The organism is Streptomyces cucumeris (genome assembly GCF_024295805.1).
GTDB classification, from domain to species: Bacteria; Actinomycetota; Actinomycetes; order Streptomycetales; family Streptomycetaceae; genus Streptomyces; species Streptomyces cucumeris.
This window is the reverse complement of sequence record NZ_JANCLX010000007.1, coordinates 26,911-52,409: the sequence shown is the minus strand read 5'-3', so window position 1 is coordinate 52,409 and position 25,499 is coordinate 26,911. Positions and strand designations below refer to the sequence as shown.

The window sequence follows — 25,499 nt, the reverse complement described above, 5'->3', positions numbered from 1 at the left end:
CCGTCGCGGTCTCATCCCGACGCGGAGAAGACGAAGGTGAACGCGGCCGGTGCGACCGGGAGGCGGTACGGCTCCAGTACGCCGGGCCCGCACGACAGACTGCCGATGCCCTGCTGACCGTGGTCGAGGTTGACCCACACCGTGTCCGGCGACGGCACCAGGTCCGGGGTGTGCGCGGCGGCGTCCACCTGCTCACTGGTCCAGCGGCGCGCGGTGAACCAGAACGGCGGGGCGCCCTCGATCCGCATCCCCCGCCCGTCGGGAGCGGACAGCCGCGCCCAGCGGACGTCCGGCCGCGCCCCGTTCTCCTGCGGCCGGACGTACGGCGTCTGCATCGCGTCGACCGGCAGCGCCCAGCGCCCCAGGCGGCATGCGGTCCGGGTGTCCGGATACCCCTCGCCGGGGCCGCCGCCGAACCACTCGGCGTGGCCGAGCGAGGCCGGAACACCCAGCCGCAGGCCGAGCCGTGGCAGCGGACAGGACCACGAGCCGCGCGGTACGACGGACACCGCGAGCCGCAGCCGGTCCCCGGCGGCGGTCCAGCGGCAGACCGTCTCCAGGGCCAGATCGGTGGCCGCGGCGGCCACCCTCGTCCGTACCGTGAGCCCGGTGTCGTCCGGCTCCACCGCGTCCACCCGGTGCCTCATCCGGTGCAGCCCCAGCTCCCGCCAGATCAGCCCGTACCGCTCATCGGGCTGCCAGACGGCGCCGTTGTCGTTGTCGGTGGGCGCCCGCCACACATCCAGCCGCGGCCCGGTGACCGCGAGCGGGCCGAGCGCGGTGAGCTCACCGGTGGCGGCGTCGAAGGTGCCCGGTCCGAGGGTGATCCGCCGTGCGGCGCGGCGGGGAGCCTCCACCGGTGCGTCGGTGTGCGGGGGCTCGGTCCGCACCCGGGCGGGGAGCTGGCCCCAGGCCACCGGATGGCCCGCCGGGGCCCACGCCGTGGTGGCGGCCAGCCGCGCCTCCACGGTCCACCGGGTCTCCTGGCCGGGAGCGGTCTCCGGCGGCACCGGCAGCTTGAGGTCGGCGGCCAGTCCCGGGCCGATCGGGGGCACCGCCAGCTCGCCGGACGCCACCACCTCGCCCTCGGCCTCGTACGCCCAGGCGAAGACCAGATGGGACAGATCGGCGAAGTCATGGTGGTTGGCGATCCGCACCGTGCCCTCGACGCCGTCGCCGCCGATCCGGACCGGCTCGATGACCTTCTTGTACTCGGTCAGCCCCGGTGAGGGGGTGCGGTCGGGGAAGACCAGACCGTCGCAGACGAAGTTCCCGTCGTGCAGCTCCTCGCCGAAGTCCCCGCCGTACGCGAACCAGGGCGTGCCGTCGGCGGTGCGCCGGGCCAGACCGTGGTCGATCCACTCCCAGACGAAACCGCCCTGGCAGCGCTCATGGGTCTCGAACGACCGCTGGTACTCGGTGAGTCCGCCCGGCCCGTTGCCCATCGCATGCGCGTACTCGCACTGGATGAACGGCAGCCGTCGGCGCCTGGCGTCCAGCTCCGGATCGCCCCACGCCGGCTCCGTGCGCCGTCCGATCCGCTCGACCTCGTCGTGCGGCGCGTACATCCGCGAGTAGACATCGGTGTCGGCGCAGGACGGATCGCCCTCGTAGTGGATCACCCGCGACGGATCGCGCTCCCGGATCCAGTCGGCCATGGCGGACAGTCCGCGGCCGGTGCCGCACTCGTTGCCCAGCGACCACATCACGATCGACGGGTGGTTCTTGTCGCGCTCGACCATCCGGGCGGCCCGGTCGAGCAGTGCTGGGGTCCAGCGGGCGTCGTCCACCGGGTTGTCCCGCCAGTCCTGTTCGACGAAGCCGTGGGTCTCCAGGTCGCATTCGTCGATGACCCACAGCCCCAGCTCGTCGCAGAGCCCGAGGAAGGCCGGATGCGGCGGATAGTGGCTGGTGCGCACGGCGTTGATGTTGTGCTGCTTCATCAGTGTCAGATCGGCGCGCATGGTCTCGGTGTCCAGCGTGCGGCCGGACTCCGGGTGGAACTCATGCCGGTTGACCCCGCGGAACAGCACCCGCCTGCCGTTGACCTTCAGCAGTCCGCCCTCGACCACGACGGTGCGGAAGCCGACGCGCAGCGGAACGCTCTCGCCGACGGTGGTCAGCCATGCGTCGTACAGCCGCGGGGTCTCCGCCGTCCACGGCTCCACGGGCAGCGTGGCGCTCTCCCCGGTGGCCAGGTCCAGCCCCAGTTCGGGCACGGTGACCCGGCCACCGGGATCGGCGTCGATCCGCAGGGTGCCCTCGCCCCGTACGTGGTCGTAGGAGGCGTGCACGAAGTAGTCCTCGAGACAGCCCTCCGGGCGGTGTTCCAGAGTGACCTCGCGGAAGATCCCCGGCAGCCACCACTGGTCCTGGTCCTCCAGATAGCTGCCGGAGGACCACTGGTGCACCCGGACCGCCAGCACGTTGCCGCGCGGCAGCAGCAGTCCGCCGACGGCGAACTCCTGCGGCAGCCGGCTGCCCTTGAAAGTGCCCAGCTCCTCGCCGTTGAGCCAGACCCGGGCACAGGATTCGACGCCCTCGAACCGCAGCACCGCGTCGCCGCCGTCCGGCCAGCCCGGGGGCAGGTCGAACACGCGCAGATGGTCACCGGTGGGGTTCTCGGTGGGGACCCGCGGCGGGTCCACCGGGAACGGATAGCGGTGGTTGGTGTAGATCGGCGCGCCGTGGCCGTGCAGCACCCAGTGCGCGGGCACCGGGATCCCGGCCCACCCCGAGGCGTCGTAGCCGGGGCGGGCGAAGGAGTCGTCCTCGGCGGTGGCCGTCGGGGACAGCCGGAAGGCCCAGGTGCCGTCCAGGCTCAGCCGCGCCGCGTCGGTCTCGGCGGACCAGGCGCGGGGCGGCAGTCCCCCGCTGCCGGGGGAGACGTCCTCGTAGTACGGAAGGGGTGTGTGCGGCGTGTTGGGTGTGTGCTGCGTGTGCTGCGTGGAGCTCATCCTTCTCCTCGGTCAGCGTTCGGTCGGGCCGGTCGTGGCCGCGCTGGTCGAGCACATGGGTGGGGATGGAGCAGCCCGGCGGCGAGGCCGGGACGTCAGGGGGCGGACTCCTTCGCGTCGGCGGATTCGGACTACCCGTCGCGGCTCCTCCCATTCGCCCTCGTGCGGGCGGGCGCGCTGTCGACCACCCCGGCTGTCGGCCATCCCGGCCGCACCCGGGTTCACGAAGCCCTCGGGTGCGCGCGCCCGGCCGATGCGAGCCAGCCCTCCAGGGCGAAGGTGGCGGCGCCGAGGCTCACGGGGTTGTCGGGGATCGGGGACAGGACGATCCGGGTGCTCGCCAGCGGACGGCGCAGGGCGCGCCCGGCCACGGCGGTGCGCACCTCGGCGAGCAGGGGCTCACCGAGCCGGGCCGCGACCCAGCTGCTGAGCACGATCACTTCGGGGTTGACCAGGTTGACCAGGTCGGCCAGGCCCGCACCGAGATAACGCGCGGTGTTCTGCACGGTCTTCACCGCCACCGGATCGCCGTCCGCGAGCGCGCGGCCGAGCGCCTCGATCGTGGCCGTCTGGTCGTCGGGGTGCAGCAGCGGACTGCCGGGGCTCAGCTCGCGCAGGTTCCGCATGATGCCCGGGGCGCCGACGTAGGACTCCACACAGCCCTGGGCGCCGCAGTGGCACGGCCGTCCGTCCAGCACCAGGGTGGTGTGGCCCCATTCCCCCGCGCTGTTGCTCGCACCGCGGTGCAGGGTACCGCCGAGCGCGAGCCCGGCACCCACGCCCGTACCGAGGTTGACCACCACCGCGTCGTCCCGGCCGCGTGCCGCGCCGAACCACAGCTCGGCCACGGTGCAGGCGCGCAGCGGATTGTCCAGGTGCAGTGGATGGGGGAGGTGTCCGGCCAGCTGGTCCAGCACCGGGACGTCGTGCCAGTCCCAGTTGGGCGCGAACACCGACACCCCGCCCTCGCGGTCCACCTGCCCCGGCAGGCTGACGCCGACCCCCAGCACCCGCTCGTCGGGGACGCCCGCGGCCGTGACCACGGCCCGTACGGTGGTGGCGATCCGCGCGACGACCTGCTCCGGACCGCGTTCACCGGGGCGTTCGGGGCGCAACTCCTCCTCGGCGCGGGCCAGTACGGTGAGGGAGAGGTCGAACAGCTCGACATGGATATAGGTCTCGGCCACGTCCACCCCCACCAGGGCGCCGCCGGAGCCGTTCACAGCCACCAGCCCGCGCGGCCGTCCGCCGTCGGAGTCCTCGTGGCCGACCTCGGTGATCGCCCCGAGCCGCAGCAGTTCGCCGACGAGCGTGGCGACGGTGGCCAGGCTGAGCCCGGTTGCGGCGGCCAGGTGCTGCCGGGAGACCGGGGATCCGGCGATGACATGGCGCAGCACCTCGTAGCGGTTCGCGGTGCGGATGTCACGGGAGGTGCGCTTCACGCCGTGATGCCTCCTGGGGCGGGAGCGGGCCGATGGGCACGGGCCGGTGAGGCGTCACAGTAGGTGCCCCGATCCGGCATGGACAACCCCTTTGCATAACCCTTGGAAAAAGTGCTCTGGAGGAAGCCCTTTTCATCTGGAGGAAGTCCCTTTCAGGGGCTTCCCGCACGGCGGTGCCGCCGGGGCTCAGTGCGCGGTGAGGACCTCGCGGACGACCGGCCCCGCGGCGTCCCCGCCGTGACCGCCCTTGGTGACCACGGCGGCCGCGGCCATGTCGTTCCGGTAGGCGGTGAACCACGCGTTGGTCTCCGGCTGGCCGTCGATCTCCGCCGAGCCGGTCTTGGCGCCGATGTCCCCGCTCAGCCCGGACATCGCACGGGCCGCCGTACCGCTGGTCGCCGTCAGCCGCATCATGCCTTTGAGCTGCTGGACGACGGCGGGGCTCAGACCGCGGTCGCTGGTGGCGACGTCCCGGTGGCCCACCGAACGCGACACCAGGACGGGCTGTCTGAACCGGCCCGTCTGGGCGGTGGCGGCCACGGAGGCCATGGTGAGCGGGTTCATCTGCACCGTGCCCTGGCCGATGAGGGCGGCGGCCTTGTCGTCCCCGCCGCCGTCGGACACCGCGCCGTCGAACGTCGACACGCCCACCTGCCAGTCGCGCCCGATGCCGAACACCGACTGTGCCTCACGCGCCAGCGCACCGTCCGGGATCGCCCCGGCGAGCGTGACGAACGCCGTGTTGCAGGAGGCCGCGAAGTCCTGGGCGAAGGTGGCCCCCGGATTCTCGCTGTCCTCGACGTTGTGGAACGTCATGCCCTGCTGGTACGCCGCCGTCTTCGGGCAGGGCACCTTCTTGCCGGGCGTCACCGTGCCGGTCTCCAGCAGGGTGGCGGCGCTGATGATCTTGAACGTGGAGCCGGGCGCCGTCTGTCCCTGCAACGCCGCGTTGAACTCGCCCCTGTCGGAGTTGGCCACCGCCAGGATCTCGCCCGTACTGGGCTTGAGCGCCACCACCGAGGCACCGGAGCGCTTGGCCACGGCCTTCTCCGCGCTCTTCTGCACCGCGGCGTCGAGCGTGGTGCGCAGGGTGCCGCGCTTGCCCTTGGTGACCACGTGCAGGGTGTCCCCGGCCGTGCCGTCCGGACGCACCGCCCACACCTCGACCTGCCCCGTACCGCCCATACGATCGCCGTACCGCGCCCGGAGCGAGGTCAGCAGCGGATCGAGCGAGGGGTAGCGCCCCGGGCGCAGCTCCTCGCCGTCCCGGTCGAGGACCGTGACCGGCGCGTTCTCCGCCAGCTCCGTACGGACCGTCTGACCCCGCGCCAGCTTGGGATGGACGACCGCGGGTGTCCAGTCCACCAGCGGCTTGTCGGTCGTCCGGCCGCGCACCACGGTCAGCTGTGAGTCATAGCGCCAGGTCGAACGGGTCTTCCCGTAACGGATCTCGGCCTTCACCCGGAACGGTACCGTGGCGCCCTGCGCCGCGCCCGGCGTCAGGGTCACCTTCTTCACCTTGGCGTCGTCCCGGAACCCGCCCAGCAGACCGACGGCCGCCTGGGCGTCATTCGTGAAGCCGGAGGCCAGCAGATCATTGCCGTCCGCCCACGCGTTCAGGAAGCGCCGCGCGGTGTCCCGGACCTCGGTACCGGTCACCGCTCCGCCGTGCGTCGACGCGGTGTTGCCGCCGGTCACCCCGGCGTAGAGGTTGTACGCCCCGAACCCGGCGCCCCCCACCAGCACGACGACGGCCGCCCCGACGACGACCTTCCCCACAGCGCGCACGGCGCCCCCCGCCCCAGGTCAGATGGGCACCGGCCACTCCGGCGCCCCTCGCTCAGGCCGCCTTCTCCATCTCCCCGCGCAGCGCACGCGTATACACACCCAGCAACCGCCCGTACTCGGCCCGCTCCGCCGGACACAGCGCCCGCCCGGCCCGCGCCCGCAGAAACACACGGATGGCCTCGTTGGCCTGATCGGTGGTGGAGGAGGAGGGGGACAGTAAAGCCGCCTGGGGAGGAGTAGGAGTCGGACACATGACCCCCACCATAGAGGCAGCCACTGACACCGCGCACGGGTCTAAACCTCTTCGAGCCTCTCAACTGGCCTGATGTGAAGGTGATGTGAGCAACACCGCATCCAAGGGCACGGGGTTCGGATCCGGGACATCAGCCGTCCGGGGCCGTCAGCCCTCCGTGACGAGGACGACGTCCAGGGCGCGGGGGCCGTGGACGCCCTCGACGCGGGTGAGCTCGATGTCGCTGGTGGCGGAGGGGCCGGAGATCCAGGTCTGGGGGCGGGAGGGGTCGAGGCGTTCCAGGGCCTCGGGGACGGAGTCCACGACCTGCGAGGGCACCCGGATCACGAGGACGTGGTGGTCCGGGACCAGGGTGATCCGGCGGCGGCCCTGGTCGGGGGAGGCGTCCAGGACGACCGTGCCGGTCTCGGCGATGGCCACCGCGCAGCCGGTGACCACGCTGGACACCGCGTCCAGGTCATGCGGGGTCAGATCGGCGGAGTCCGGGATCCGGCGGACCTCGGTGGCGGACAGCCAGTCCGTGGGGAGGCCCGGCGGGACGACCACCGTGGTGGCGTTGCGGGCCGTCAGCAGACGGGCGATGAGGGCCGGGAGTCCGGCGGTGTCGGTGCGGTGGACCGCGGCGCGGTAGTCGGTCAGGTTCTCGGCCAGGAGGTCGGCGGTCTGCGCCGGGGTGCGGTCGCCGTGGCGGCGCAGATACGTGCGCTCGACCACCACCTCCGACGGGCTCTCGCCGCGCGGGACATCCGCCAGCGCGCGGCGGACCCTCGCCATCACGAGGTCGCGTGAGCTCATGGGGTGCTCCTGTCGTTCGTGGCGCGGGTCCGCTGCCACCAGTCGCGGAACGACTCGGCCGGCACCGCGGGCAGTTCACGGGTGTCGCTCCAGGCGCGCCCCGGGCCCGGCAGCCGGCGCGGATGCAGGCGGCGGGTGCGGGAGGCGAGGCGCTGGCCGGTGCGCAGCACGCTCGGGTGGTCCAGCGCCCAGCGCGCCGCCCGCATCGCGGCGCGTTCGGCCGCGTGGCCCTTGGCGGGCTTGATGACCGCGCGGGTGCCGCGGACCGAGACCGGGCCGCCCTCGACGACCCGTTCGCGCAGGTGGACCAGGATCTCGGGGATGTCGATGGCGACCGGGCACACCTCGTAGCAGGCACCGCACAGCGATGAGGCGTACGGCAGCGAGGCGTCCAGTGCGCTCTGGGTGCCGCGCAGTTGGGGGGTGAGGATCGCGCCGATCGGGCCCGGGTAGGCCGAGCCGTACGCGTGGCCGCCCGCGCGTTCGTACACCGGGCAGACGTTGAGACACGCGGAACAGCGGATGCAGCGGAGCGCCTGGCGGCCCACGGTGTCGGCGAGGGTGTCCGTACGGCCGTTGTCCAGCAGGACGAGGTGGAAGGTGCGCGGGCCGTCGTCGTCCGAGGTGCCGGTCCACATCGAGGTGTAGGGGTTCATGCGCTCGGCCGTCGAGGAGCGCGGGAGGAGCTGGAGGAACACCTCCAGGTCCTGGAACGTGGGCACCACCTTCTCGATGCCCACCACCGAGATCAGTGTGTCGGGGAGGGTCAGACACATCCGCCCGTTGCCCTCGGACTCCACCACCACCAGGGTGCCCGTCTCCGCCACCATGAAGTTCGCACCCGAGACAGCCACCTTGGCGTTGAGGAACTTCTCGCGCAGATGCAGTCGGGCCGCCTCCGCCAGATCGGCGGGCGCGTCGGTGAGCCCGTCCGGGGCCGGGCGGCCCCACCGCGCCATCCGCTCGGCGAAGATGTCCCGGATCTCGGACCGGTTGCGGTGGATCGCCGGGACCAGGATGTGCGAGGGCAGGTCGTCGCCGAGCTGCACGATGAGTTCGGCGAGATCGGTCTCGTACGCCGTGATGCCCGCCTCGGCGAGCGCGTCGTTCAGCCCGATCTCCTGGGTGGCCATCGACTTCACCTTGACGACCTCGTGTTCACCGGTCGCCCGCACCAGCTCGGTGACGATCCGGTTCGCCTCGTCGGCGTCCGCCGCCCAGTGCACCTGGCCGCCGGCGGCCGTGACCGCGCTCTCCAACCGCTCCAGATAGTGGTCGAGATGGCGCAGCGTACGGTCCTTGATGGCGGCCCCCGCCGCGCGCAGCCGTCCCCAGTCGTCCAGTTCGGCCACCGCGGTGGCGCGCTTGGTGCGGATGGTGTGCGTGGCGTGGCGGAGGTTGGCGCGCAGCCGGGTGTCACGGGTGGAGGTGTCGGCCGCCTCCGGGAAGGCGGGCATCCCCAGATAGGTGGCGTGGCCGGGTCCGCTCACCGGGGTCTCCTTTCAGGGCGCTGTGTCACCACACGTGTTCCTCGGTACTGGCCAGGATCTCGGCGATGTGCACCGGGCGCACCGCCGAGCCCTGCCGGGCGAGGGTGCCGCCGATGTGCATCTGGCAGGAGTTGTCCACCGTGCACACCGCCTGCGCGCCCGTCGCGGTGATGTTGCGCGCCTTGTCCGCGCCCATCGCCGCGGAGACGGCCGCGTTCTTCACGGCGAACGTACCGCCGAAACCACAGCACTCCTCGGCACCCGGCAGTTCCACCAGGTCCAGGCCCCGCACCGCGCCGAGCAGCGCCCGCGGCCGGTCGCCCAGGCGGAGCATCCGCAGTCCGTGGCAGGTGGGGTGGTACGTCACGGTGTGCGGGTAGTACGCGCCGACGTCCGTCACCCCGAGCACATCCGTCAGGAACTCCGTGAGCTCGTGGGTCCGGGGGACCACGGTGGCGGCGGCCTCGGCGAGCTCCTGGCCACGGCCCTCCGCGGCGGCCTTCGCGCCGATCCTGGGGTAGTTGTCCCGGACCATCGCGGCGCAGGAGCCGGACGGGGTCACGATGTGGTCATAGCCCCGGAAGGCGGTGGCGTAGCGGCGGACCAGCGGTTCCGTCTCATGGCGGTAGCCGGTGTTGAAGTGCGGCTGGCCGCAGCAGCTCTGTCCGGCGGGGAAGCCCACCTCGACGCCGAGCCGTTCGAGCAGGGTCACCACGGCCCGGCCGGTGTGCGGGTAGAGGGTGTCGTTGACGCACGTGATGAAGAGCCCTACGCGCACCGTTCCTCCTCCTGCCGGGCGGCGGCCCGGTCCCACGCCGAATGATCACCCGTGGACTCATACTGCCGCAGCGACCGGATGCTGTGAAGCAGCGCGGACCTCGTCGTATCCCCGCTACCGGCGGGTACCGCGCACTACGATGAGGCCGCGACCCCGGTGGGTCGCGGGAGCCGGAGGGCCGGGGTCGTGGGACGCATGGTGGGGATCAAGGACGTCGCACGTCAGGCGGGGGTGTCGGTCGGTACGGTGTCGAACGTGATCAACCGGCCGGATCTGGTGGCCGAGGGGACGCGGGACCGTGTGCAGGCGGTGATCGAGCGGCTGGGGTACGTGCGCAGCGAGTCGGCGCGACAACTGCGGGCGGGGCGCAGCCGGATCATCTCGCTGCTGGTGCTGGACATGGCCAATCCGTTCTTCGTGGACGTGGCCAGCGGTGCGGAGCGGGCCGCGCGCGAGGCGGGGCTCGGGGTGATGGTGTGCAACAGCGCCCAGAGCTCCGATGAGGAGGCCGACTACCTGTCCCTCTTCGCCGAGCACCGGGTGCGCGGGGTGCTGGTCACCCCGGCCGACGCCGACGGGGTCAATCTGCGCGACTTCCGCCGCCATGACATCCCGTTCGTCTACGTGGACCGCGAGGTGCCCGCCGCCGAGGGGTGTTCGGTGTCGGTCGACGACGTCGAGGGCGGGGCGCTCGCGGGCCGCCATCTGCTCTCCCGGGGCCACCGCGGCATGGTCTACGTGAGCGGTTCGATGCGGCTTCCGCAGTGCCAGGACCGGCTCACCGGGGCCCTCGCCGCGCTCGCCGAACACGGGCTGCCGCCCGGGGCGTTGCGCCATATCGAGACCGAGCGTCTTGACGTGGCGGCGGGCCGGGAAGCGGGTGCGCGGCTGCTGGCCATGTCGCCGCGGCCGACGGCGGTGTTCTGCGCGAACGACCTGCTGGCGCTGGGGGTGCTCCAGGCGCTCTTCGCCGCGGGGGTGTCGGTGCCGGGGGAGGTGGCGCTGGTGGGGTACGACGACATCGAGTTCGCGGCGGCGGCCGCGGTACCGCTGACATCGGTGCGGCAGCCAGCGTTCCGGATGGGGCGTACGGCGGCGGACCTGCTGATCGAGGAGACCGGCGAGGACGCGGCGGACCACCGGCACCGGCGGATCGTGCTCCAGCCCGAACTGGTGGTCCGTGACTCGACGTCGCGGACGGCGCTGCCGAGACAGCGGTAGCGCGCCGCAGTGCGTACCGGGCGTCGTGTCCCGTCGGCCTCAGAGGGCGGCCGGGACCGTGTCCAGCAGCGCCCGGATCTCCCGTACCGCGGCCCGCCCGGCCCGGTTGGCGCCGATCGTGCTCGCCGACGGACCGTAGCCGACGAGGTGGATCCGCGGGTCCCGGACGGCGCGGGTGCCCTCCAGGGCGATGCCCCCGCCCGGCTCGCGCAGCCTCAGGGGTGCGAGATGGTCGATGACGGCGCGGAAGCCGGTGGCCCACAGAATGGTGTCCGCCTTCACCACCCGGCCGTCGTCCCAGCGCACCCCGGTCGGGGTGATCCGGTCGAACATCGGCAGCCGGTCCAGCACCCCCTTCTCCCTGGCCCGCTGCATCGCTTCCGTCATGGGCAGACCGGTCACCGACACCACGCTCCGCGGCGGCAGCCCGCGCCGCACCCGCTCCTCGACCATGGCGACGGCCTCGCGCCCCCGGATCTCGTCGAACCGTCCCTCCCGGAAGACCGGCGGCCGCCGGGTCACCCAGGTCGTCTCCGCCGCCACCTCGGCGATCTCCAGCAGATGCTGCACCCCGGAGGTGCCGCCCCCCACGACGACCACCCGCCGCCCCGCGAACGCCTCCGGGCCGGGGTAGCGCGCGGTGTGCAACTGCCGCCCCCGGAAGGTCTCCTGTCCGGGGTAGCGCGGCCAGAACGGGCGGTCCCAGGTGCCGGTGGCGTTGATCAGCGCCCGTGCGGACCAGCTCCCCGCCGCGCTCTCCACCACCAGCCGTCCGCCGTCGCCCTCATGGACCGCGGTGACGTGTACGGGCCGGACGATCCGCAGGTCGAAGGCGCTCTCATAGCGGGCGAAGTATCCGGAGATCACCTCCGAGGACGGCCGTTCCGGATCGGCGTCCTCGTCGGCCAGCCGCATCCCCGGCAGGTCGTACATCCCGTGCACCTTGCCGTAGGTCAGCGAGGGCCAGCGGAACTGCCACGCGCCGCCCGGGCCCGGGGAGTGGTCCAGCACCACGAACCCGGTGCCCTGCTCGTACCCCGCCCGCCGCAGGTGGTACGCGGCGGACAGCCCCGCCTGCCCGGCGCCCACGACCACCACATCCACGTTGTCCATGCCTCCACCAACCCGCCGGGGCGGTGGGATCTTCCCGGCGGGATGACGGGCGGTCCACCGCCCGCCACCGGCCAGGTACGAGGATGGGGGTATAACCTTCCGTACCCATGTCCTCGAGATCACCACCGGCTCCCGCGAGACCGTCGCCGACCTCACGGCCGACTGCGCAGCCTTCGTGCGGGAGGCGGCGGACGGCGGCGACGGGCTCTTGAACGTGTTCGTCCCGCACGCCACCGCCGGAGTGGCGGTCCTGGAGACGGGCGCGGGCAGCGACGCCGATCTGCTTGCCGCCCTGCGCGACCTGCTGCCCGCCGACGACCGCTGGCGCCACCGGCACGGCAGCCACGGCCACGGCCGCGACCATGTGCTGCCCGCCATCGTCCCCCCGCACGCCACGCTCCCGGTCATCGGCGGGGCGCTCGCGCTCGGCACCTGGCAGTCGGTGTGCCTGGTCGACACCAACCAGGACAACCCGCACCGTCAGGTGCGGCTCAGCTTCCTGAGCTGACGCGTGTGCCTGGGCGCGCGGGCAGCGTGCCCGCGACACGCCCGTGCGGGGACGGCGTGATCAGCCGTCCTGCCGCTCCGCGTTCTTCTCCTTGATCCGCGCCGCTTCCTTGCGCACATCGGCCTGGGTGGCCCGTTCCCGCTCCAGCCACTCGGGGCGGCTCTCCTTCAGGGCGTCGATCTGCTCGGTGATCCCGCCGCGGGCGAGACCCGCGATGGAGGTGCCCAGCTTCGCCGCGACCACCGGGCGCGGGTGCGGGCCGTTGCGGCGCAGCTCCCGCAGCCACTCGGGCGGATCGGTCTGCAGCGCGTTCAGTTCGGCGCGCGAGACGACGCCCTCCTGGAACTCGGCGGGGGTGGCCTGGAGGTACACACCCAGCTTCTTCGCCGCCGTGGCGGGCTTCATCGTCTGGGATGTCTGGTGCGACTTCATGGGGTCAAGGGTATCGAGCGTGTGTGCGGCCCCTGACCACGACCGGTAGCCTGGCGGGGTGACCAGCTCGGAAGTGTCCCCGTCGTTCCGGCTCGCGTACGTCCCGGGAGTGACGCCCGCCAAATGGGTGCGGATCTGGAACGAGCGGCTGCCCGATGTGCCCCTGACCCTCGTCGCGGTGTCCACCGCCGAAGCGTCCGGGGTGTTGCGGGACGGCGGCGCCGACGCGGGGTTCGTGCGGCTGCCGGTCGACCGGACGGTGTTCAGCGCGATCCCCCTCTACACCGAGACGACGGTCGTCGTGGTGCCGAAGGACCACCTCGTCGCCGCCGTGGACGAGGTGTCCGCCGGGGACCTGGCCGATGAGATCGTGCTGCACCCCCTCGATGACGTACTGGAGTGGGAGCACCGGCCGGGACGGCCCGCGCTGGAGCGCCCCGCCACGACGGCGGACGCCATCGAGCTGGTGGCGGCCGGAGTGGGACTGCTCGTCGTACCGCAGTCCCTCGCCCGGCTGCACCACCGCAGGGACCTCACCTACCGCACGGTCACCGACGCCCCCGCGTCACAGGTCGCCCTGTCCTGGCCCGAGGACGCGACCACCGATCTGGTGGAGGACTTCATCGGGATCGTCCGCGGGCGGACCGTCAACAGCTCACGGGGCCGCAAACCGGCCCCGGAGCAGCCGAAGGCGAAGCGTCCGGACACCGGTGGCGCACGGCGCAAGCCCACGGCGGGCAGCAAGCCCACGCCGGGCCGCGCGGCCGGCAAGAGTCCGCGCGGCGGTTCCGGCGCGCCCAGGGGCGGTAAGCGCGGCAAGCCGCGCCGCCGGTCCTAGGGCGCGGAGCCGCCGTCCTCCCACAGCGCGGGGCTGTGGGAGGTGACCAGCGCGCCGATCCGCGCGAGGACCTCCCCGGCCGGCCGCGGCCCCATCCGGCGGCCGTCCCGCAGCCGCAGGCTGATGTGCCCGCCGGCGGCTTCCGCGGCGCCGATGACGGCCTGGTAGGGGATCAGCCGGGCGGCCCGGACGCGGGCGCCCAGACTGCCGCGCTCCGGCTCCGCCACCTCCGCGCGCAGTCCGAGGGAGACACAGCGCCGGACGAACTCCGCGGCGTACGGGAGCTGGTCCTCGTGCACCGGGAGGACCGCCAGCTGGACGGGGGCCAGCCAGGCGGGGAACGCGCCCCCGTAGGTCTCGATGAGGTGGGCCACCGCGCGCTCGACGCTGCCGATGATGCTGCGGTGCACCATCACCGGCCGGTGCTTCGCCCCGTCCGCGCCGATGTAGTGCAGATCGAACCGCTCGGGCTGGTGGAAGTCGATCTGCACGGTGGACAGGGTGAACTCCCGCCCGGCGCCGTCGCCCATCTGCACATCGATCTTGGGGCCGTAGAACGCGGCCTCGCCCTCGGCCGCCTCGTACGGCAGACCGCAGCGTTCCAGCACCTCGGTCAGCAGGCCGACCGAGCGCCGCCACAGTTCCGGGGCAGCCACGTACTTGCCGCCGGGGCCGGGGAGCGAGAGCCGGTAGCGGGCCGGGGTGATGCCGAGCGCCGCGTACGCCTCCCGGATCAGCTCCAGTGCGGCCCGGGCCTCGTCCGCCACCTGGTCCAGGGTGCAGAACACATGCGCGTCATTGAGCTGGATGGCCCGGACCCGGCTCAGCCCGCCGAGCACACCCGAGAGTTCGGAGCGGTACATCCCTCCCAACTCGGCTATGCGCAAGGGGAGTTCGCGGTAGCTGTGGGAACGGGAGCGGTAGATCAGCGCATGGTGGGGACACAGGCTCGGGCGCAGGACCACCTCCTCCCCGCCCACGTCCATCGGGGGATACATGTCGTCGCTGTAGTGAGCCCAGTGTCCCGAGATCTCGTACAGCTCCCGTTTGCCGAGCACGGGGGAGTACACATGGCGGTATCCCGCCCGCCGCTCCAGGTTCCGGACGTACTCCTCCAGACAGTGGCGTACCGCGGCGCCGTCGGGCAGCCAGTACGGCAGCCCCGCGCCCATCAGCGGATCGGTGTCGAACAGGTCGAGTTCACGGCCGAGCCGGCGGTGGTCGTTCATGGTGGTCTCCTCGCGGACGGAGGGCGAGTGACCACAGCGCGAAGCCCCGGGGCACTCGCCCCGGGGCTTCGGATCAGGACATCGATCAGCGCGCCGGGACTCTGTCCGGCGTCGTCGTCACGGCGATCGCGGCACGCTGCATAACGGAGAGCGTAGCAGTCCGGTCAGTCCTGGGGAGTGCCCGCGGGCAGCTTGCGCCAGGTCACCTGGGTGCGGGTGTGGTACGCCCAGTCGAGCATCTTCTTGGCGTCCGGGTACCGCTTGGTGTCGTTGAGCACCACGCCGATGACCGTGCGGCCACCGCGCTTCGCCGCGAAGACGATGCACTTGCCCGCCCGGCTGCCGGTACCGGTCTTCACACCGATCGCGCCGTCGTACGAGCCCAGCAGCTTGTTGGTGCTGGACCAGTAGTAGGTGCGGGTACGGCCGTTGGCCGCCGGGGCCTGCTGCTCGGTGTCCGTCGACTTCACCACCGTGCGGAAGGTGGCGTTGCCCAGTGCGTGACGCGCCAGCTTCGCCAGGTCCCGGGCGGTGGTGTAGTTGTCGCCGCGGTCGGTGATGCCGTCGAACGAGTCGTAGTGCGTCCTGGTCATCCCCAGCGCGTCGGCCTTCTTGTTCATCTTGGAGATGAACGACGCGGTGCGCTTGGCGGTGGTGTTCCCGGTGCCGAAGGTGTCGGCCAGGGCCATCGCGGCGTCGCACCCGGAGGGCAGCAGCATCCCGTACAGGAGCTGCCGGACCGTGAGCTTGTCGCCCTTCTGCAGATCGGCCTTGCTGCCGCCGCTGCTCTCGATGTAGTCCAGGTACGCCTGGCGCACGGTGACCTTCTTGTCGAGGTTCACCCCGCGGGTGTCCAGCACCACCACGGCGGTCATCATCTTGGTGATGCTGGCCATCTGGCGCTTGGTGTCGGACCCCTTGGCCCACAGCTTCTTGTTCGGGCCGCTGTCGAGCAGATACGCGCTCTTGGCATGGATCCCCGACGGCCCGGCCGCGGTCGTCCGCCCGGTGGGCTGTGGCTGTGCGGTGGCCGTCGGCGCGGCGACCGACAGCGCCGCCGTGGTGGCGATGACCGCCGCTCCCCAGCGGCGCACCGCCTTACCCCCATGTCGTCCCATACGCCCTCCATCTCCTCAGGTGACTGTTCGGGCGCGCGTATCCTCTCACGGGGACAACATGGCGATATGTCGGGGCGTCAGCCGCCGCCGGTGGTCCACGCGTAGGCGGCCCCGGCGTCGAACTCGTCCTGGCCGCCGGGGAAGACGAGCCCGGCGGAGGCGAACGCCGACGGATCAGGACCGCGCCGCCCGGCATCCGCGGCGTACGGGACGGCGATACAGCGCATCCCGGCCCGCCGGGCCGCCTCCACGCCCGGGGCCGCGTCCTCCACCACCACGCAGTCCGCCGGATCGGTCCCCAGCAGCCGTGCGGCGGCCAGGAACACATCCGGCTCGGGCTTGCCGCGGCCGACCTCCTCCGCGGAGACATACACGGGCAGCAGCCCGCTCAGCCCGGTGGCGGTGAGCGCCGCCTCGATCGCGGCGCGGGAGGAACCGGAGGCGACGGCCAGCAGGTGTCCGGCGGTGTGCAGCCGCTCGACGAAGGAGCGCATCCGGGGGAAGACGGCGGTGCCGCTCCCGGTCAGTTCCAGATAGTGCCGGTTCTTCACGGCCAGCAGCTCGTCCACGGACACGTCCAGGGCGTAGCGCTCGCGCAGCGCCTCGAGCGTCTCGCGGGTGCCCACGCCGATGAACCGGGAGTGCTCCTCCCAGGTGTACCCGGTGACGCCGTAACGCTCCAGGGTGCGCCGCCCGGCCTCGTAGTAGTGCGGTTCGCTGTCCACCAGGGTGCCGTCCAGATCGAAGATCACGGCGGGGGTGCGCGGCGGGACCGTCGGCGGTGTCGGACTGCTGCTCATGGCCACCAGCATGCCAAGGCGGTGGTCAGGGCCGGGTCCGCGGCTCCTGGGCGCGGGCCGTCGGGGCGGCCCGGCCCACCGCCTCCACCAGCGGCAGCATCCGGTAGCGCACCCGCTCGCGGAGGGCCATCTCGGTGCGTGTCCGCACCACACCGGGCGTCCGGATCAGCGTCTGGACGACGTCCTCCAGATGCGCGTTGTCCCGCGCCACCACCCGGGTGATCAGATCGCCGCCGCCGGTGATGGAGAACGCCTCGATGATCTCCGGCAGCGCGGCCACCGCGTCTCCCACCTCGTCCAGATGGCCCTGGGTGACCTCGATGTGGACGAACGCCAGGACGGGGTGGCCGAGCGCGGCGGGGGACAGCGACGGGCCGTAGGCCGTGATGACCCCGTCCCGCTCCAGCCGGTCCAGCCGCGCCTGCACCGTGCCCCGGGCGACGCCGAGCGTCCGCGCGTACTCCCGGATGCTGGTGCGCGGCTGCTCCAGCAGCAGTCGCAGGATCTTCGCGTCGAGCGCGTCCACCGCTGTCGCCATCGGCCGCCGGCTCCTTCGTGCTGTGTGGTACCCGGGGGCGCTGGTGTCGGTCTGCGGTGCGGCCCCGTCGTTCAACGATACTCACGGCTGTGAGCGGCGCGATCAGCATCGGACAGGCGACGGTTCTCGGTGTGGTGGAAGGGGTGACCGAATTCCTCCCGGTCTCCTCCACCGGACATCTGAAGATCACCGAGGGGCTGATGGGCATCCCGGTGGACCACCGGTCCGTCGTCGCCTTCACCGCGGTGATCCAGGTGGGCGCCATCGCGGCGGCCCTGGTCTACTTCTCCGGGGACATCGCGCGCATCACCCGGGCCTGGGCCCGTGGTCTGGTCCGCCCCGAGGAGCGCTACCGCCACGACTACCGGTTCGGCTGGTGGGTCATCTTCGCCACCCTCCCCATCGTGGCCGTCGGACTGGCGGCCAAGCCGCTGATCGAGGGGCCGCTCGCCTCGCTGTGGGTGGTGGCCGGATCACTGATCGGGGGCAGCGCGGTGATGTGGGCCGCGGACCGGCGGGGGCGTCATAAGCGCGGTGAGGACGACGCCGGTTTCCGGGACACCATGCTCGTCGGCTGTGCACAGATCCTCGCGCTGCTCTTCCCCGGCTTCTCCCGCTCCGGCGCGACCATGTCCACCGCGCTGCTGCTGGACCTGGACCGGGTGGCGGCCACCCGGCTGTCGTTCTTCCTCGGTATCCCGGCGCTGACCGGCGCGGGTCTGTACGAGCTGAAGGACGCGGTGGGCGCGGGGGTGGCGGTGGCCCCGCTGGCGGTCGGCACGGCCGTGTCCTTCGCGGTGGCCTACGCCTCCATCGCCTGGCTGCTGCGGTACGTGGCGCAGCACTCCTTCAACGCCTTCGTGGTCTACCGGATCGCGGTGGGGCTGCTGCTGTTCGGGCTGCTGGGCGGCGGCGTACTGCATGCCTGAGCCGCCGCCCGGCGGCGGGCCGAGGGGCGGAACCGGTCAGCGGTCGGCCGGATCGATGCGCTCGGTCCACACCATGCGTTCCTTGATGTCCGCGGCCGGCCCGCTGTCGTGGTTCAGCTTCTGCTGCGCCTTCTGGTAGCCGGGGATGAACGACTCCATGTCGGTGTCATTCTTCACGGAGTACTGCACCACCAGTTTGCCGTCGGGGTCGGTGCCCTTGACCTCATAGTCGATGTCATAGGAACCGAGCAGGGACTGCGCCTCGTTGGTGTCCCCGCCCCACAGGTTGTCGAGCCCGGAAAGCCCCGTCATGTCCTTGGCGTAGGTGCCCACCTGGCCCATGAACGACTGGCCGGAGATCCGGTGGTGCAGCCGCCCCTCCGCCTGGCCGTTCTTCCACTGCTCCAGGGTGTCGCCACGGATCTTGTCCATGCTCTCGCTCTTGCGGAGCTGCTCGACGAACGGATCGTGCTGGGAGAACTGGTACATGTCATCACCCGTCCCGGCCACCCAGTTGGTCAGCAGGGTGCGCGGGGTGAGGTGGTTCTTCCGCGGGTCCGGGTCAAGGCCTTTGAGCTCACGGCCGATCTGGTCGAAGCGGTCGGTGCTGATCCCGCTGGTGTGGTTGATGTCGGTGCGGACCTTCCCGCCGTTGAACCACAGGTCGGCGCCGATGTTGTCCATCAGGGTGACCGCCAGGTTCTGGTCGGTCACATAGGCGTCCCGGAGGATCATGTCGAGTTCCTTCTGGGGGCCTTCGGCCGTCTTCTTCGCCTTCTTGCTGACCTCGGCGTCCACGTTGCACTCGTCGACCGAGTGCACCTCGCCCCTGGCGTCGACGAACAGGTCCTTCCCGAGCCCGGCCACCAGCTCCCGCAGCCGCGTCTGGGCGGCCTTCAGCTCACCCGCCCCGTCCTCCAGCGAACGGCGCACCGCGTCCACGACCTTGGCGGCGGCGGTGACCTGGCGCTGGATGTCATCGATCTGCGCCCAGGCGTAGGGGGCGGCCATACCCTCCCAGTACCCCTTGTCCTTCAGGGGTTTGAGCACCTCGTCACGGACCTTGTCGTCAAGGTTCCTGACCTTGTCGTGGACGGCCTTCCACGCCTGCGCCAGGGTCTCCAGCGCCCCGAAGTCGGCCGTCTTGAGCGCCTCGTAGTAGGAGACGGGGGCGGTCACCGGTATCTCCATATCGACGAGGCCGACGGATCCAGCGGCGGGGCGGTCCGGTCCAGGAGGAACGGGCTCTTCTTGTCCTGGCCGAAGGTGCTCCCGGTGCCCTGGTCCTGCTGCACATGGGTGTTGGCGGCGAGCCGCAGGCTCTCCGAGATATACGCGAGCCACGCGGTCACCGTGCCCGCCTGCTTCTCCCAGTGCTTATGGGAACGGGTCAGCGCGCCTTGCACCGCGAGCCCCTCGACGCCCTTGGCCGCCTTGGACGTCGGCGCCTCCAGGGAGGCCGCCTGCTTGTGAAGGGTGTCGTAGACGTCGTCCGCCTTGCCCGCCGCGCCGCGCAGCACCCCGGGCGCGATCGCGAGGTGCTGCGGTACGGGGCCCTGGACGCCCGGCCCCAGCGGCCGCTGCGGGGCCGGTGCGGCGGGGTCGTAGATGTTCGGATCGCCCAGCGGCGCCTTCAGCGGCGGCGGGGCGACCAGTCCGTCGGACAGCGGTTTGCCCGGAGGTAAGGGGAGTTCACTGTCTTTCGGCTGTGGAAGATCATTATCACCCATCATTTCCCCCGTTCGTCATGGCGATGACCTTCGGATGCTAGTCGAACATCCATGCGGCAAAGCGGTCATTATGGTCAGGTGGCAGGCGTATGTGTGCTGGCCGAAAACACCTAAAAGGGCATAGCTGAATGACGTAGGAGAGACGTAGTCCAATGGCTCGCTCCCGGCCGTCCCGAGCGGGCCGGGACTGGGCCAATGGCCCAGCGGACCGGGGCTCTGTTGAGCCACGGGCCCTCCGGGTGCTGTGATGGGGGTGTCGATGGCGCTGCGGACCCCCGCGGCGCCTTTTTCATGCGGTTTTCCCACGGGGGCACGCCTTTCGCGTGCGAGGACAAGGAGAACGGGACGCAGTGCTGAAGAGGATGTTCATGGCGCCGGATCCGGGGCGCCTGCGGCTTCGCGTCTCGGCACGGGCCGTCCTCGGCGTCGGGCTGGCCGTCGCGGTCACCACGGTGGCCGGGCTTCCGCTGCCCGCCGTGATCGCGTCCGGGCTCGCCGCGCTGCTCGCGCTCTTCACCGTGGTCGATCCGACGGTCCGGCGGCAGGCCGTCACCACCGCCGTCCTCCCGCTCGTGGGGCTGCCGGTGCTCGCCCTGGCGGCCGCCCTGCACGGCGCGCCCGCGCTGCGGGACGCCGCCTTCCTCGCCGTCGTCTTCTGCGGGGTGGCCGCCCGGCGCTGGGCGGCCAGGGGCAACGCCCTGGGGATCTTCGCGTTCATGATGTTCTTCGCGGCGCAGTTCCTGCACGCGCTGCCCGCGGAACTGCCGCTGCTGACCGTGGCGGTGCTGACCGGTGTGCTCGCGGCGGCGCTCGTACGCTTCGTCGGCTGGCCGCTGGAGCGGCGTGACCCACCGCCCGCGGCCCCCGCGCCGCCGGGCGGCCGCGGGCTGGCCAGGCCCGCCACCCGGCAGGCGTTCCAGGCGGTCGTGGCCTGCGCCTTCGCCCTCGCCGTCGGTCAGGCAGTCTCCGGTGAGCGCTGGTACTGGGCCGTCGGCACCGCGTGGTGGATCTTCGTGAACACCGCCTCGCGCGGGGAGACGCTCGTCCGCGGCTTCCGCCGGGTGCTCGGCACCGGCTGCGGGATCGCGGCCGGGCTGGTGGTGGCCGTTCCTCTGCACGGCGCGCCCGCTCCCACCGCCGCCCTCGTCGCCGTCTGCGTCTTCGGCATCTTCTACACCGCGGCGCTGTCCTACAGCTGGATGATGGTGTTCGTGACCCTCATGGCCGGACTGCTCTACGGGCTGCTCGGTGTGCTCCATCCCGGGCTGCTCACGCTGCGGCTGGAGCAGACCGCCGTCGGTGCGATCGGCGCGGCGCTGGCCGTCGCCGTGGTCCTCCCGGTCACCACGCACGCCGCCAGCGACGCCTGGGTGCGCGGCGCGCTGGAATGCGTACGGCAGTGCGCCGCCGCGTCCGCGCGACGGCTCGCCGGGGACCCGGCGGCCGATCCCGCGCCGCATGTGGCCGAGCTGGAGTCGGCGCTGGTACGGCTGCGGATGTCGGTCGCGCCGCTGCTGCACCCGCTCAGCCCGCTGCGCGCCCGCCGGGCCCGCGCCCGTCAGATCATGGTGGGGCTCGATGACTGCGCCCGGCAGGTGCGCGGTCTCGCCGAGCTGGCCGCCGACCCGGACGCCCGTCATGACGCGCGGCTGATCACCGCCTGCCGCCGGGTGGAGACCGCGGTGGGACGGCTGATGACCCCCGGCGCCGATGCCGCCGCGGCCGCCGAATCCGCCGCGCCCGCGGCCCACCCGGCTCCGCATCCGCATAGGGACCGGGCCCTGGCCCAGCTGCACGACCTGGAGCGCTCACTGGCCACGCTCGCGGCCCCGCTGGGCGGCCACGCCGCCGCGCCCGTCCGGGCCTGACACCGCGCCCCGCCGGGGCCTGCACGGGTTCGTACGGCCGGGGGCTCGTGGGACCCGGGTGTCCGGACACGGCCCGGCGGGGATCGCTTGGTCTAGACCTTGCTGTTACCGTCGGCCCGGCAGCGGAGTCGACGGAAGGGCGGCGGGATGGCCGGGACGGACACGGGACAGCGGGCCTTCATCGGATCGTTCACCTCGGAGGGCGGCGCCGGGATCACCGTGGCCGACCTCGATCCGGAGTCGGGGGCGCTGCGTCCCCGGCACACCACGGACGCGGTCACCAACCCCTCGTACCTGGCCCTCGCACCCGGCGGGGACGTCCTCTACACGGTGAGCGAGACCGACGACGGCGCGGCCGCCGCCCTCACGGTCGCCGACCCCGGCCGGCCGCCCGCGCCGCTGGCCGGCCCCGTCCCCGTACGCGGCGCGGGGCCCACCCATCTTGCGCTCGCCGCCGGGCATCTGCTCACCGCCAACTACGTGTCCGGCAGCGTCAGCGCGCTCCCGGTGCTGGACGGCGGTGCGCTCGGCGAGCCGACGGCGGTGTTCCAGGACGAGGGCAGCGGACCGCACCCCGAACGGCAGCGCGGGCCCCATGCGCACGCCGTACACCCCGACCCCTCGGGCCGCTGGCTGCTCACCGTCGACCTGGGCACCGACACCGTACGGATCTACGCCCTGCCCGGCCTCCGGCCGCATACCGCGGTCCCCCTGCGGCCCGGCAGCGGCCCCCGCCACCTCGCCTTCCATCCGCGCGGTGAGCGTGCGTACCTGATCAACGAGTTGGAGCCGGTGATCACGACATGCCGCTGGGACGCGGCGGACGGCACGCTGGAACCGCTCGCCGAGACGCCGGTGCTCCCGGACGCCACCGCGGGCGCGTGCTTCCCCTCCGAGGTGGTGGTCCGGGGGGACGGCCGCGTGCTGTGGGCCGCCGCCCGTGGCTCCGACACCGTCACCACCTTCGCGCTCGACCCTTCCGGTGACCGTCCGGAACCGGTCGCCACCACGCCCTGCGGCGGCAGTTGGCCCCGGGACCTGGCGCTCGGCCCTTCGGGGCGCCATCTGTACGCGGCCAATGAACGCTCGGGCGACGTCACCTGGTTCACCGTGGACCCCGCGACGGGGGTGCCGAGCCGGGCCGGGTCCCTCCAGGCGCCCGCCGCGTCCTGCGTGGTGTTCGGCTGAATGCGGGTGGTCCTACGCGCGGTGGGGGGGGGGGGGGGGGCCCCCCCCCCCCCCCCCCCCCCCCCCCCCGCGGCGTTCGTGCCGCGTCAGCGCATGGCCGAGCTGCCCGGGAGGGTGAGTCCCAGCGACGCCGCGTACTTGGCCAGCACCAGCTTGCCCACGGCCGGGTAGGCGCCGAGCGCCTCGGCCGCGGCACAGCCCGCCTCCTCCGCGGCGGCGGCGGTCAGCCCGGCGGCGACCTCCGGGCCGATGAGGTACGGCGCGAGCGCGAGCCGGCCGGAACCGGCCGAACGGAGCTGGTCGGCGACGCGGAGGACCGCGCCGTCCTCGTCCAGGGCCGCGGCCATCACCGGCACGGCCAGGCGCGCGGAGAGCAGCATGCCGGTGATGCCACCGGCCTGGGCCGCCTCCTCACCGCCGACCGTGGCCAGGATGATGCCGTCGGCCGCGGTCGCGACCGTGAACAGCCGGGCGCGGTCGGCGCGGGCCAGGCCCGCCTCCGACAGCCGCACGTGCAGGGCCTCGGCGAGCAGCGGGTGCGGGCCGAGGACATCGGTGAGCTCGGCGGCCGAGCCGCTGCTCATGACGGCCTGGCGTATCCGGCGCAGCAGCGCGTTGTCCGGGCCCGCGAGCAGCGGGACCACCACGGCGGAGGGGCCGTCGGTGGGGATGCTGGGCTCGGGCGGCAGCGGCGGGATCTCCTCGCCCGCGGCCTCGGCGGCGGCGATGGCCTCCGCGGTGGCCGCGGCGGCGGCCTTGGCGGCCTCGGTCGCCTGCCGGACGCGCTCGGCGCGGTCCTGCGCGGCCAGCGTCAGCACGCTCTCGAGCTGCGGGAACTCCTCGCCGTCGCCGTCCACGTAACCGATGTGGACGTCGAGGCCGGGCAGCTCGGAGCGCGCGATGCTCACGACCTCCTCGGCCAGGCTCCGCGTGGCCGCTTCCGGGGTGCCCGGAACGGCCAGCACCAGCGGAGGCGCGCCGAGGGGTGCGGCGGCGGGCTCCGGTCGGCGGTGCCGTCCGGGCTGGCGGGGGCGAGGCATTCGTACAGGCAGGCCGGACGCGGGCCCAGTGGGGGAGCTCATGGCGCCGCATGTTAGTCGCTTCATGGGCTCGGCTGTTCGGGAGGGGTGCGACAGGGCGTTATCTGTCCCCTTTTGCCGAGCCGCGCTGTTCATTGATGAGCGCTGAGCGGTCGGGGATGTTCGCGTAACCACCAACCTGTCCGAATTGCGGATCTGAGTCTCCGCAGGTCGGACGCCCGAGGGCACGGAGCGCCGTTGCGGAGGGCGAAGCGGATGCCGGGTCCGGGCCCGAAGGTACGGTCGACCCCCGGTTCGCGTACGGCGGGTCCGCGGGCGGCCGTTGGTCTTCCGGCGGTGTCGGGGACGGGGCCGTCCGTCCCTGCGTCCGCGCGAGGCGTCGCGCCTTCCGCGCGGGCACGGGCCCCCGGCCGCGGACCCTGTTCAGGTGGTCGTGTCCACGACCGTCAGCAGGGCCGCGTCCCGCGGCAGTCGGAGGTCGTGTGTCGCCAGGGCCGCCGCCACGCACAGCGCGCCGTCCAGGGGGTCGCCGGGCGCCTCGGTCAGCCGGGCCGCCGGCAGGCGCGTCGACAACTCCGTGCGCAGCGGGTCCAGCAGGGGCGCGCCCATGCGGAAAAGGCCGCCGGTGAGGGCGACTTCGGGGGAGGCCACACGGGGGCAGACCGCCTCCGCCGCCTGCGCGATATGGCGGGCGGCGTCCCGCAGGATGCCGTGCGCGACCGGATCCGCCCCGGCCAGCCGGCCCACCTCGGGGGCGAACGAGGCCAGGACGGCGGGCCGGTCCTGACGGGGATACAGCACGCCCGGTAGCTGGGCCGCGGGCCCGAACAGCGCCTCCGCCCGGTCCAGCAGCGGCCGCGATCCGCCCTCGCGGCCGTCGTACGCGCGCATCGCCGCCTCCAGGCCCGCGCGGCCGATCCACGCCCCGCCACCGCAGTCGCCCAGTAGATGGCCCCAGCCGTCGGCCCGCCGCCAGCCGCCGGGGTGCGCCTGCGCGCCCCGGCCCCCCGGCAGCGCGCCGAGCGCGATCATGCCGGTGCCCGCGGCGACCACCGCGCCGGGCCGCTGGCCGAGCGCTCCGGCGTACGCGGTCACCGCGTCGGCCGCCAGGGCCAGTCGGCGTACCCCGAACGCGTCGGTGAGCGCGTCCGGCAGGGTGGCGCGCAGATCATCGCCGAGCGAGGCCATACCCGTCGCTCCGACGCAGACCGCGTCCACCCGCCCCGCCCCGGCCTCGCGCACCAGCTCGTGGGCGGCTGGCAGGACGCGGGCCAGCAGCCCGGCCGCGTCGATCCCGCGCTCGCCCACGGCGGCGGGAGTGGGCGAGGACCAGGTCAGCGGCTTCTCCGCGGAGCCGCCCGACGACTGGCCGACGCGCGCCACACCCACGCGTACGCCGGATCCCCCGGAGTCGATACCCAGCACACAGGGGCCGGTCACCGGC

23 protein-coding genes are annotated in these 25,499 nt (G+C 72.9%); 6 read left to right on the top strand and 17 right to left on the bottom strand.

The annotated features are described in order from the left end of the window. Positions 1-11 precede the first annotated feature (11 nt). From NMK44_RS12730 to NMK44_RS12700, 7 genes are all read right to left on the bottom strand, one after another. Positions 12-2,957, bottom strand: coding sequence for a glycoside hydrolase family 2 TIM barrel-domain containing protein (locus tag NMK44_RS12730; protein WP_254741868.1), 2,946 nt, complete (start codon positions 2,955-2,957; stop codon positions 12-14). A 221-nt stretch (positions 2,958-3,178) separates the two neighbouring features. After that, positions 3,179-4,399, bottom strand: coding sequence for an ROK family protein (locus NMK44_RS12725; RefSeq protein ID WP_254741866.1), 1,221 nt, complete (start codon positions 4,397-4,399; stop codon positions 3,179-3,181). 186 nt (positions 4,400-4,585) lie between these two features. Further along, positions 4,586-6,187, bottom strand: coding sequence for a penicillin-binding transpeptidase domain-containing protein (locus NMK44_RS12720; RefSeq protein ID WP_254741864.1), 1,602 nt, complete (start codon positions 6,185-6,187; stop codon positions 4,586-4,588). 52 nt (positions 6,188-6,239) lie between these two features. Beyond that, positions 6,240-6,440 (bottom strand): hypothetical protein, encoded by a 201-nt coding sequence (locus tag NMK44_RS12715; protein WP_254741862.1) that lies wholly within the window; start codon positions 6,438-6,440, stop codon positions 6,240-6,242. 147 nt (positions 6,441-6,587) lie between these two features. Next, positions 6,588-7,235: a LutC/YkgG family protein gene (locus NMK44_RS12710; RefSeq protein WP_254741860.1), complete on the bottom strand. Its 648-nt coding sequence runs from the start codon at positions 7,233-7,235 to the stop codon at positions 6,588-6,590. After that, positions 7,232-8,692 carry a lactate utilization protein B gene (locus NMK44_RS12705; protein WP_254742585.1) on the bottom strand — a complete coding sequence of 487 codons (1,461 nt, stop codon included), beginning with the start codon at positions 8,690-8,692 and terminating at the stop codon, positions 7,232-7,234. Before NMK44_RS12705 ends, NMK44_RS12710 begins: the two co-directional genes overlap by 4 nt. 58 nt (positions 8,693-8,750) lie before the next feature. Further along, positions 8,751-9,503, bottom strand: coding sequence for a (Fe-S)-binding protein (locus NMK44_RS12700; RefSeq protein ID WP_254741858.1), 753 nt, complete (start codon positions 9,501-9,503; stop codon positions 8,751-8,753). A 195-nt stretch (positions 9,504-9,698) separates the two neighbouring features. Here NMK44_RS12700 and NMK44_RS12695 point away from each other — a divergent pair, with 195 nt between their 5' ends. Further along, a complete protein-coding gene (locus NMK44_RS12695; RefSeq protein WP_254742583.1) occupies positions 9,699-10,724 on the top strand; it encodes a LacI family DNA-binding transcriptional regulator in 1,026 nt (341 codons plus the stop codon). A 39-nt stretch (positions 10,725-10,763) separates the two neighbouring features. Here NMK44_RS12695 and NMK44_RS12690 read toward each other — a convergent pair whose 3' ends face one another. Then, positions 10,764-11,837, bottom strand: a complete 1,074-nt coding sequence (locus NMK44_RS12690; RefSeq protein ID WP_254741856.1) for an NAD(P)-binding domain-containing protein — start codon at positions 11,835-11,837, stop codon at positions 10,764-10,766. A gap of 91 nt (positions 11,838-11,928) precedes the next feature. Between NMK44_RS12690 and NMK44_RS12685 the strand changes: the two genes are divergently transcribed. Then, on the top strand, positions 11,929-12,345 hold the full coding sequence (locus NMK44_RS12685) for a YjbQ family protein (RefSeq protein ID WP_254742580.1): 417 nt from the start codon (positions 11,929-11,931) through the stop codon (positions 12,343-12,345). Positions 12,346-12,405: 60 nt separating this feature from the next. Here NMK44_RS12685 and NMK44_RS12680 read toward each other — a convergent pair whose 3' ends face one another. Next, a complete protein-coding gene (locus NMK44_RS12680) occupies positions 12,406-12,777 on the bottom strand; it encodes a DUF5997 family protein (RefSeq protein ID WP_254741854.1) in 372 nt (123 codons plus the stop codon). A gap of 58 nt (positions 12,778-12,835) precedes the next feature. Here NMK44_RS12680 and NMK44_RS12675 point away from each other — a divergent pair, with 58 nt between their 5' ends. Next, complete coding sequence (locus tag NMK44_RS12675; protein ID WP_254741849.1) at positions 12,836-13,615, top strand: LysR family substrate-binding domain-containing protein; 780 nt, start codon at positions 12,836-12,838, stop codon at positions 13,613-13,615. Here NMK44_RS12675 and thrS read toward each other — a convergent pair. The 4 genes from thrS to NMK44_RS12655 all read right to left on the bottom strand — a co-directional run bounded on the left by thrS (position 13,612) and on the right by NMK44_RS12655 (position 17,300). Continuing rightward, complete coding sequence (thrS, locus tag NMK44_RS12670) at positions 13,612-14,844, bottom strand: threonine--tRNA ligase (protein ID WP_254741846.1); 1,233 nt, start codon at positions 14,842-14,844, stop codon at positions 13,612-13,614. The two genes, NMK44_RS12675 and thrS, sit on opposite strands and share 4 nt — an antisense overlap. Before the next feature lie 164 nt (positions 14,845-15,008). Beyond that, positions 15,009-15,962 carry a D-alanyl-D-alanine carboxypeptidase family protein gene (locus NMK44_RS12665; protein WP_254741843.1) on the bottom strand — a complete coding sequence of 318 codons (954 nt, stop codon included), beginning with the start codon at positions 15,960-15,962 and terminating at the stop codon, positions 15,009-15,011. Positions 15,963-16,039: 77 nt separating this feature from the next. Further along, positions 16,040-16,762: an HAD family hydrolase gene (locus NMK44_RS12660; RefSeq protein ID WP_254741841.1), complete on the bottom strand. Its 723-nt coding sequence runs from the start codon at positions 16,760-16,762 to the stop codon at positions 16,040-16,042. A gap of 25 nt (positions 16,763-16,787) precedes the next feature. Then, complete coding sequence (locus NMK44_RS12655) at positions 16,788-17,300, bottom strand: Lrp/AsnC family transcriptional regulator (RefSeq protein WP_254741839.1); 513 nt, start codon at positions 17,298-17,300, stop codon at positions 16,788-16,790. An 89-nt stretch (positions 17,301-17,389) separates the two neighbouring features. Between NMK44_RS12655 and NMK44_RS12650 the strand changes: the two genes are divergently transcribed. Further along, positions 17,390-18,229: an undecaprenyl-diphosphate phosphatase gene (locus NMK44_RS12650; protein ID WP_254741837.1), complete on the top strand. Its 840-nt coding sequence runs from the start codon at positions 17,390-17,392 to the stop codon at positions 18,227-18,229. A 36-nt stretch (positions 18,230-18,265) separates the two neighbouring features. On the opposite strand, the gene NMK44_RS12645 is transcribed toward NMK44_RS12650, so the two are convergent. Together NMK44_RS12645 and NMK44_RS12640 are read right to left on the bottom strand one after the other, a co-directional pair. After that, on the bottom strand, positions 18,266-19,408 hold the full coding sequence (locus NMK44_RS12645) for a hypothetical protein (RefSeq protein ID WP_254741835.1): 1,143 nt from the start codon (positions 19,406-19,408) through the stop codon (positions 18,266-18,268). Beyond that, the gene (locus NMK44_RS12640) at positions 19,405-19,959 is read right to left on the bottom strand and encodes a WXG100 family type VII secretion target (protein ID WP_254741833.1); all 555 of its coding nucleotides are present in this window, start codon (positions 19,957-19,959) and stop codon (positions 19,405-19,407) included. Before NMK44_RS12640 ends, NMK44_RS12645 begins: the two co-directional genes overlap by 4 nt. 362 nt (positions 19,960-20,321) lie before the next feature. On the opposite strand from NMK44_RS12640, the gene NMK44_RS12635 reads away from it, so the two are divergent. Together NMK44_RS12635 and NMK44_RS12630 are read left to right on the top strand one after the other, a co-directional pair. Further along, positions 20,322-21,827: an FUSC family protein gene (locus NMK44_RS12635; RefSeq protein ID WP_254742578.1), complete on the top strand. Its 1,506-nt coding sequence runs from the start codon at positions 20,322-20,324 to the stop codon at positions 21,825-21,827. Positions 21,828-21,974: 147 nt separating this feature from the next. Next, a complete protein-coding gene (locus NMK44_RS12630; RefSeq protein ID WP_254741831.1) occupies positions 21,975-23,015 on the top strand; it encodes a lactonase family protein in 1,041 nt (346 codons plus the stop codon). An 86-nt stretch (positions 23,016-23,101) separates the two neighbouring features. Here the strand turns inward: NMK44_RS12630 and NMK44_RS12625 are convergent, their stop codons facing one another. After that, a complete protein-coding gene (locus NMK44_RS12625) occupies positions 23,102-24,097 on the bottom strand; it encodes a sirohydrochlorin chelatase family protein (RefSeq protein WP_254741829.1) in 996 nt (331 codons plus the stop codon). 381 nt (positions 24,098-24,478) lie between these two features. Continuing rightward, positions 24,479-25,495 carry an N-acetylglucosamine kinase gene (locus NMK44_RS12620; RefSeq protein ID WP_254741826.1) on the bottom strand — a complete coding sequence of 339 codons (1,017 nt, stop codon included), beginning with the start codon at positions 25,493-25,495 and terminating at the stop codon, positions 24,479-24,481. Between the last annotated feature and the right edge of the window lie 4 nt (positions 25,496-25,499).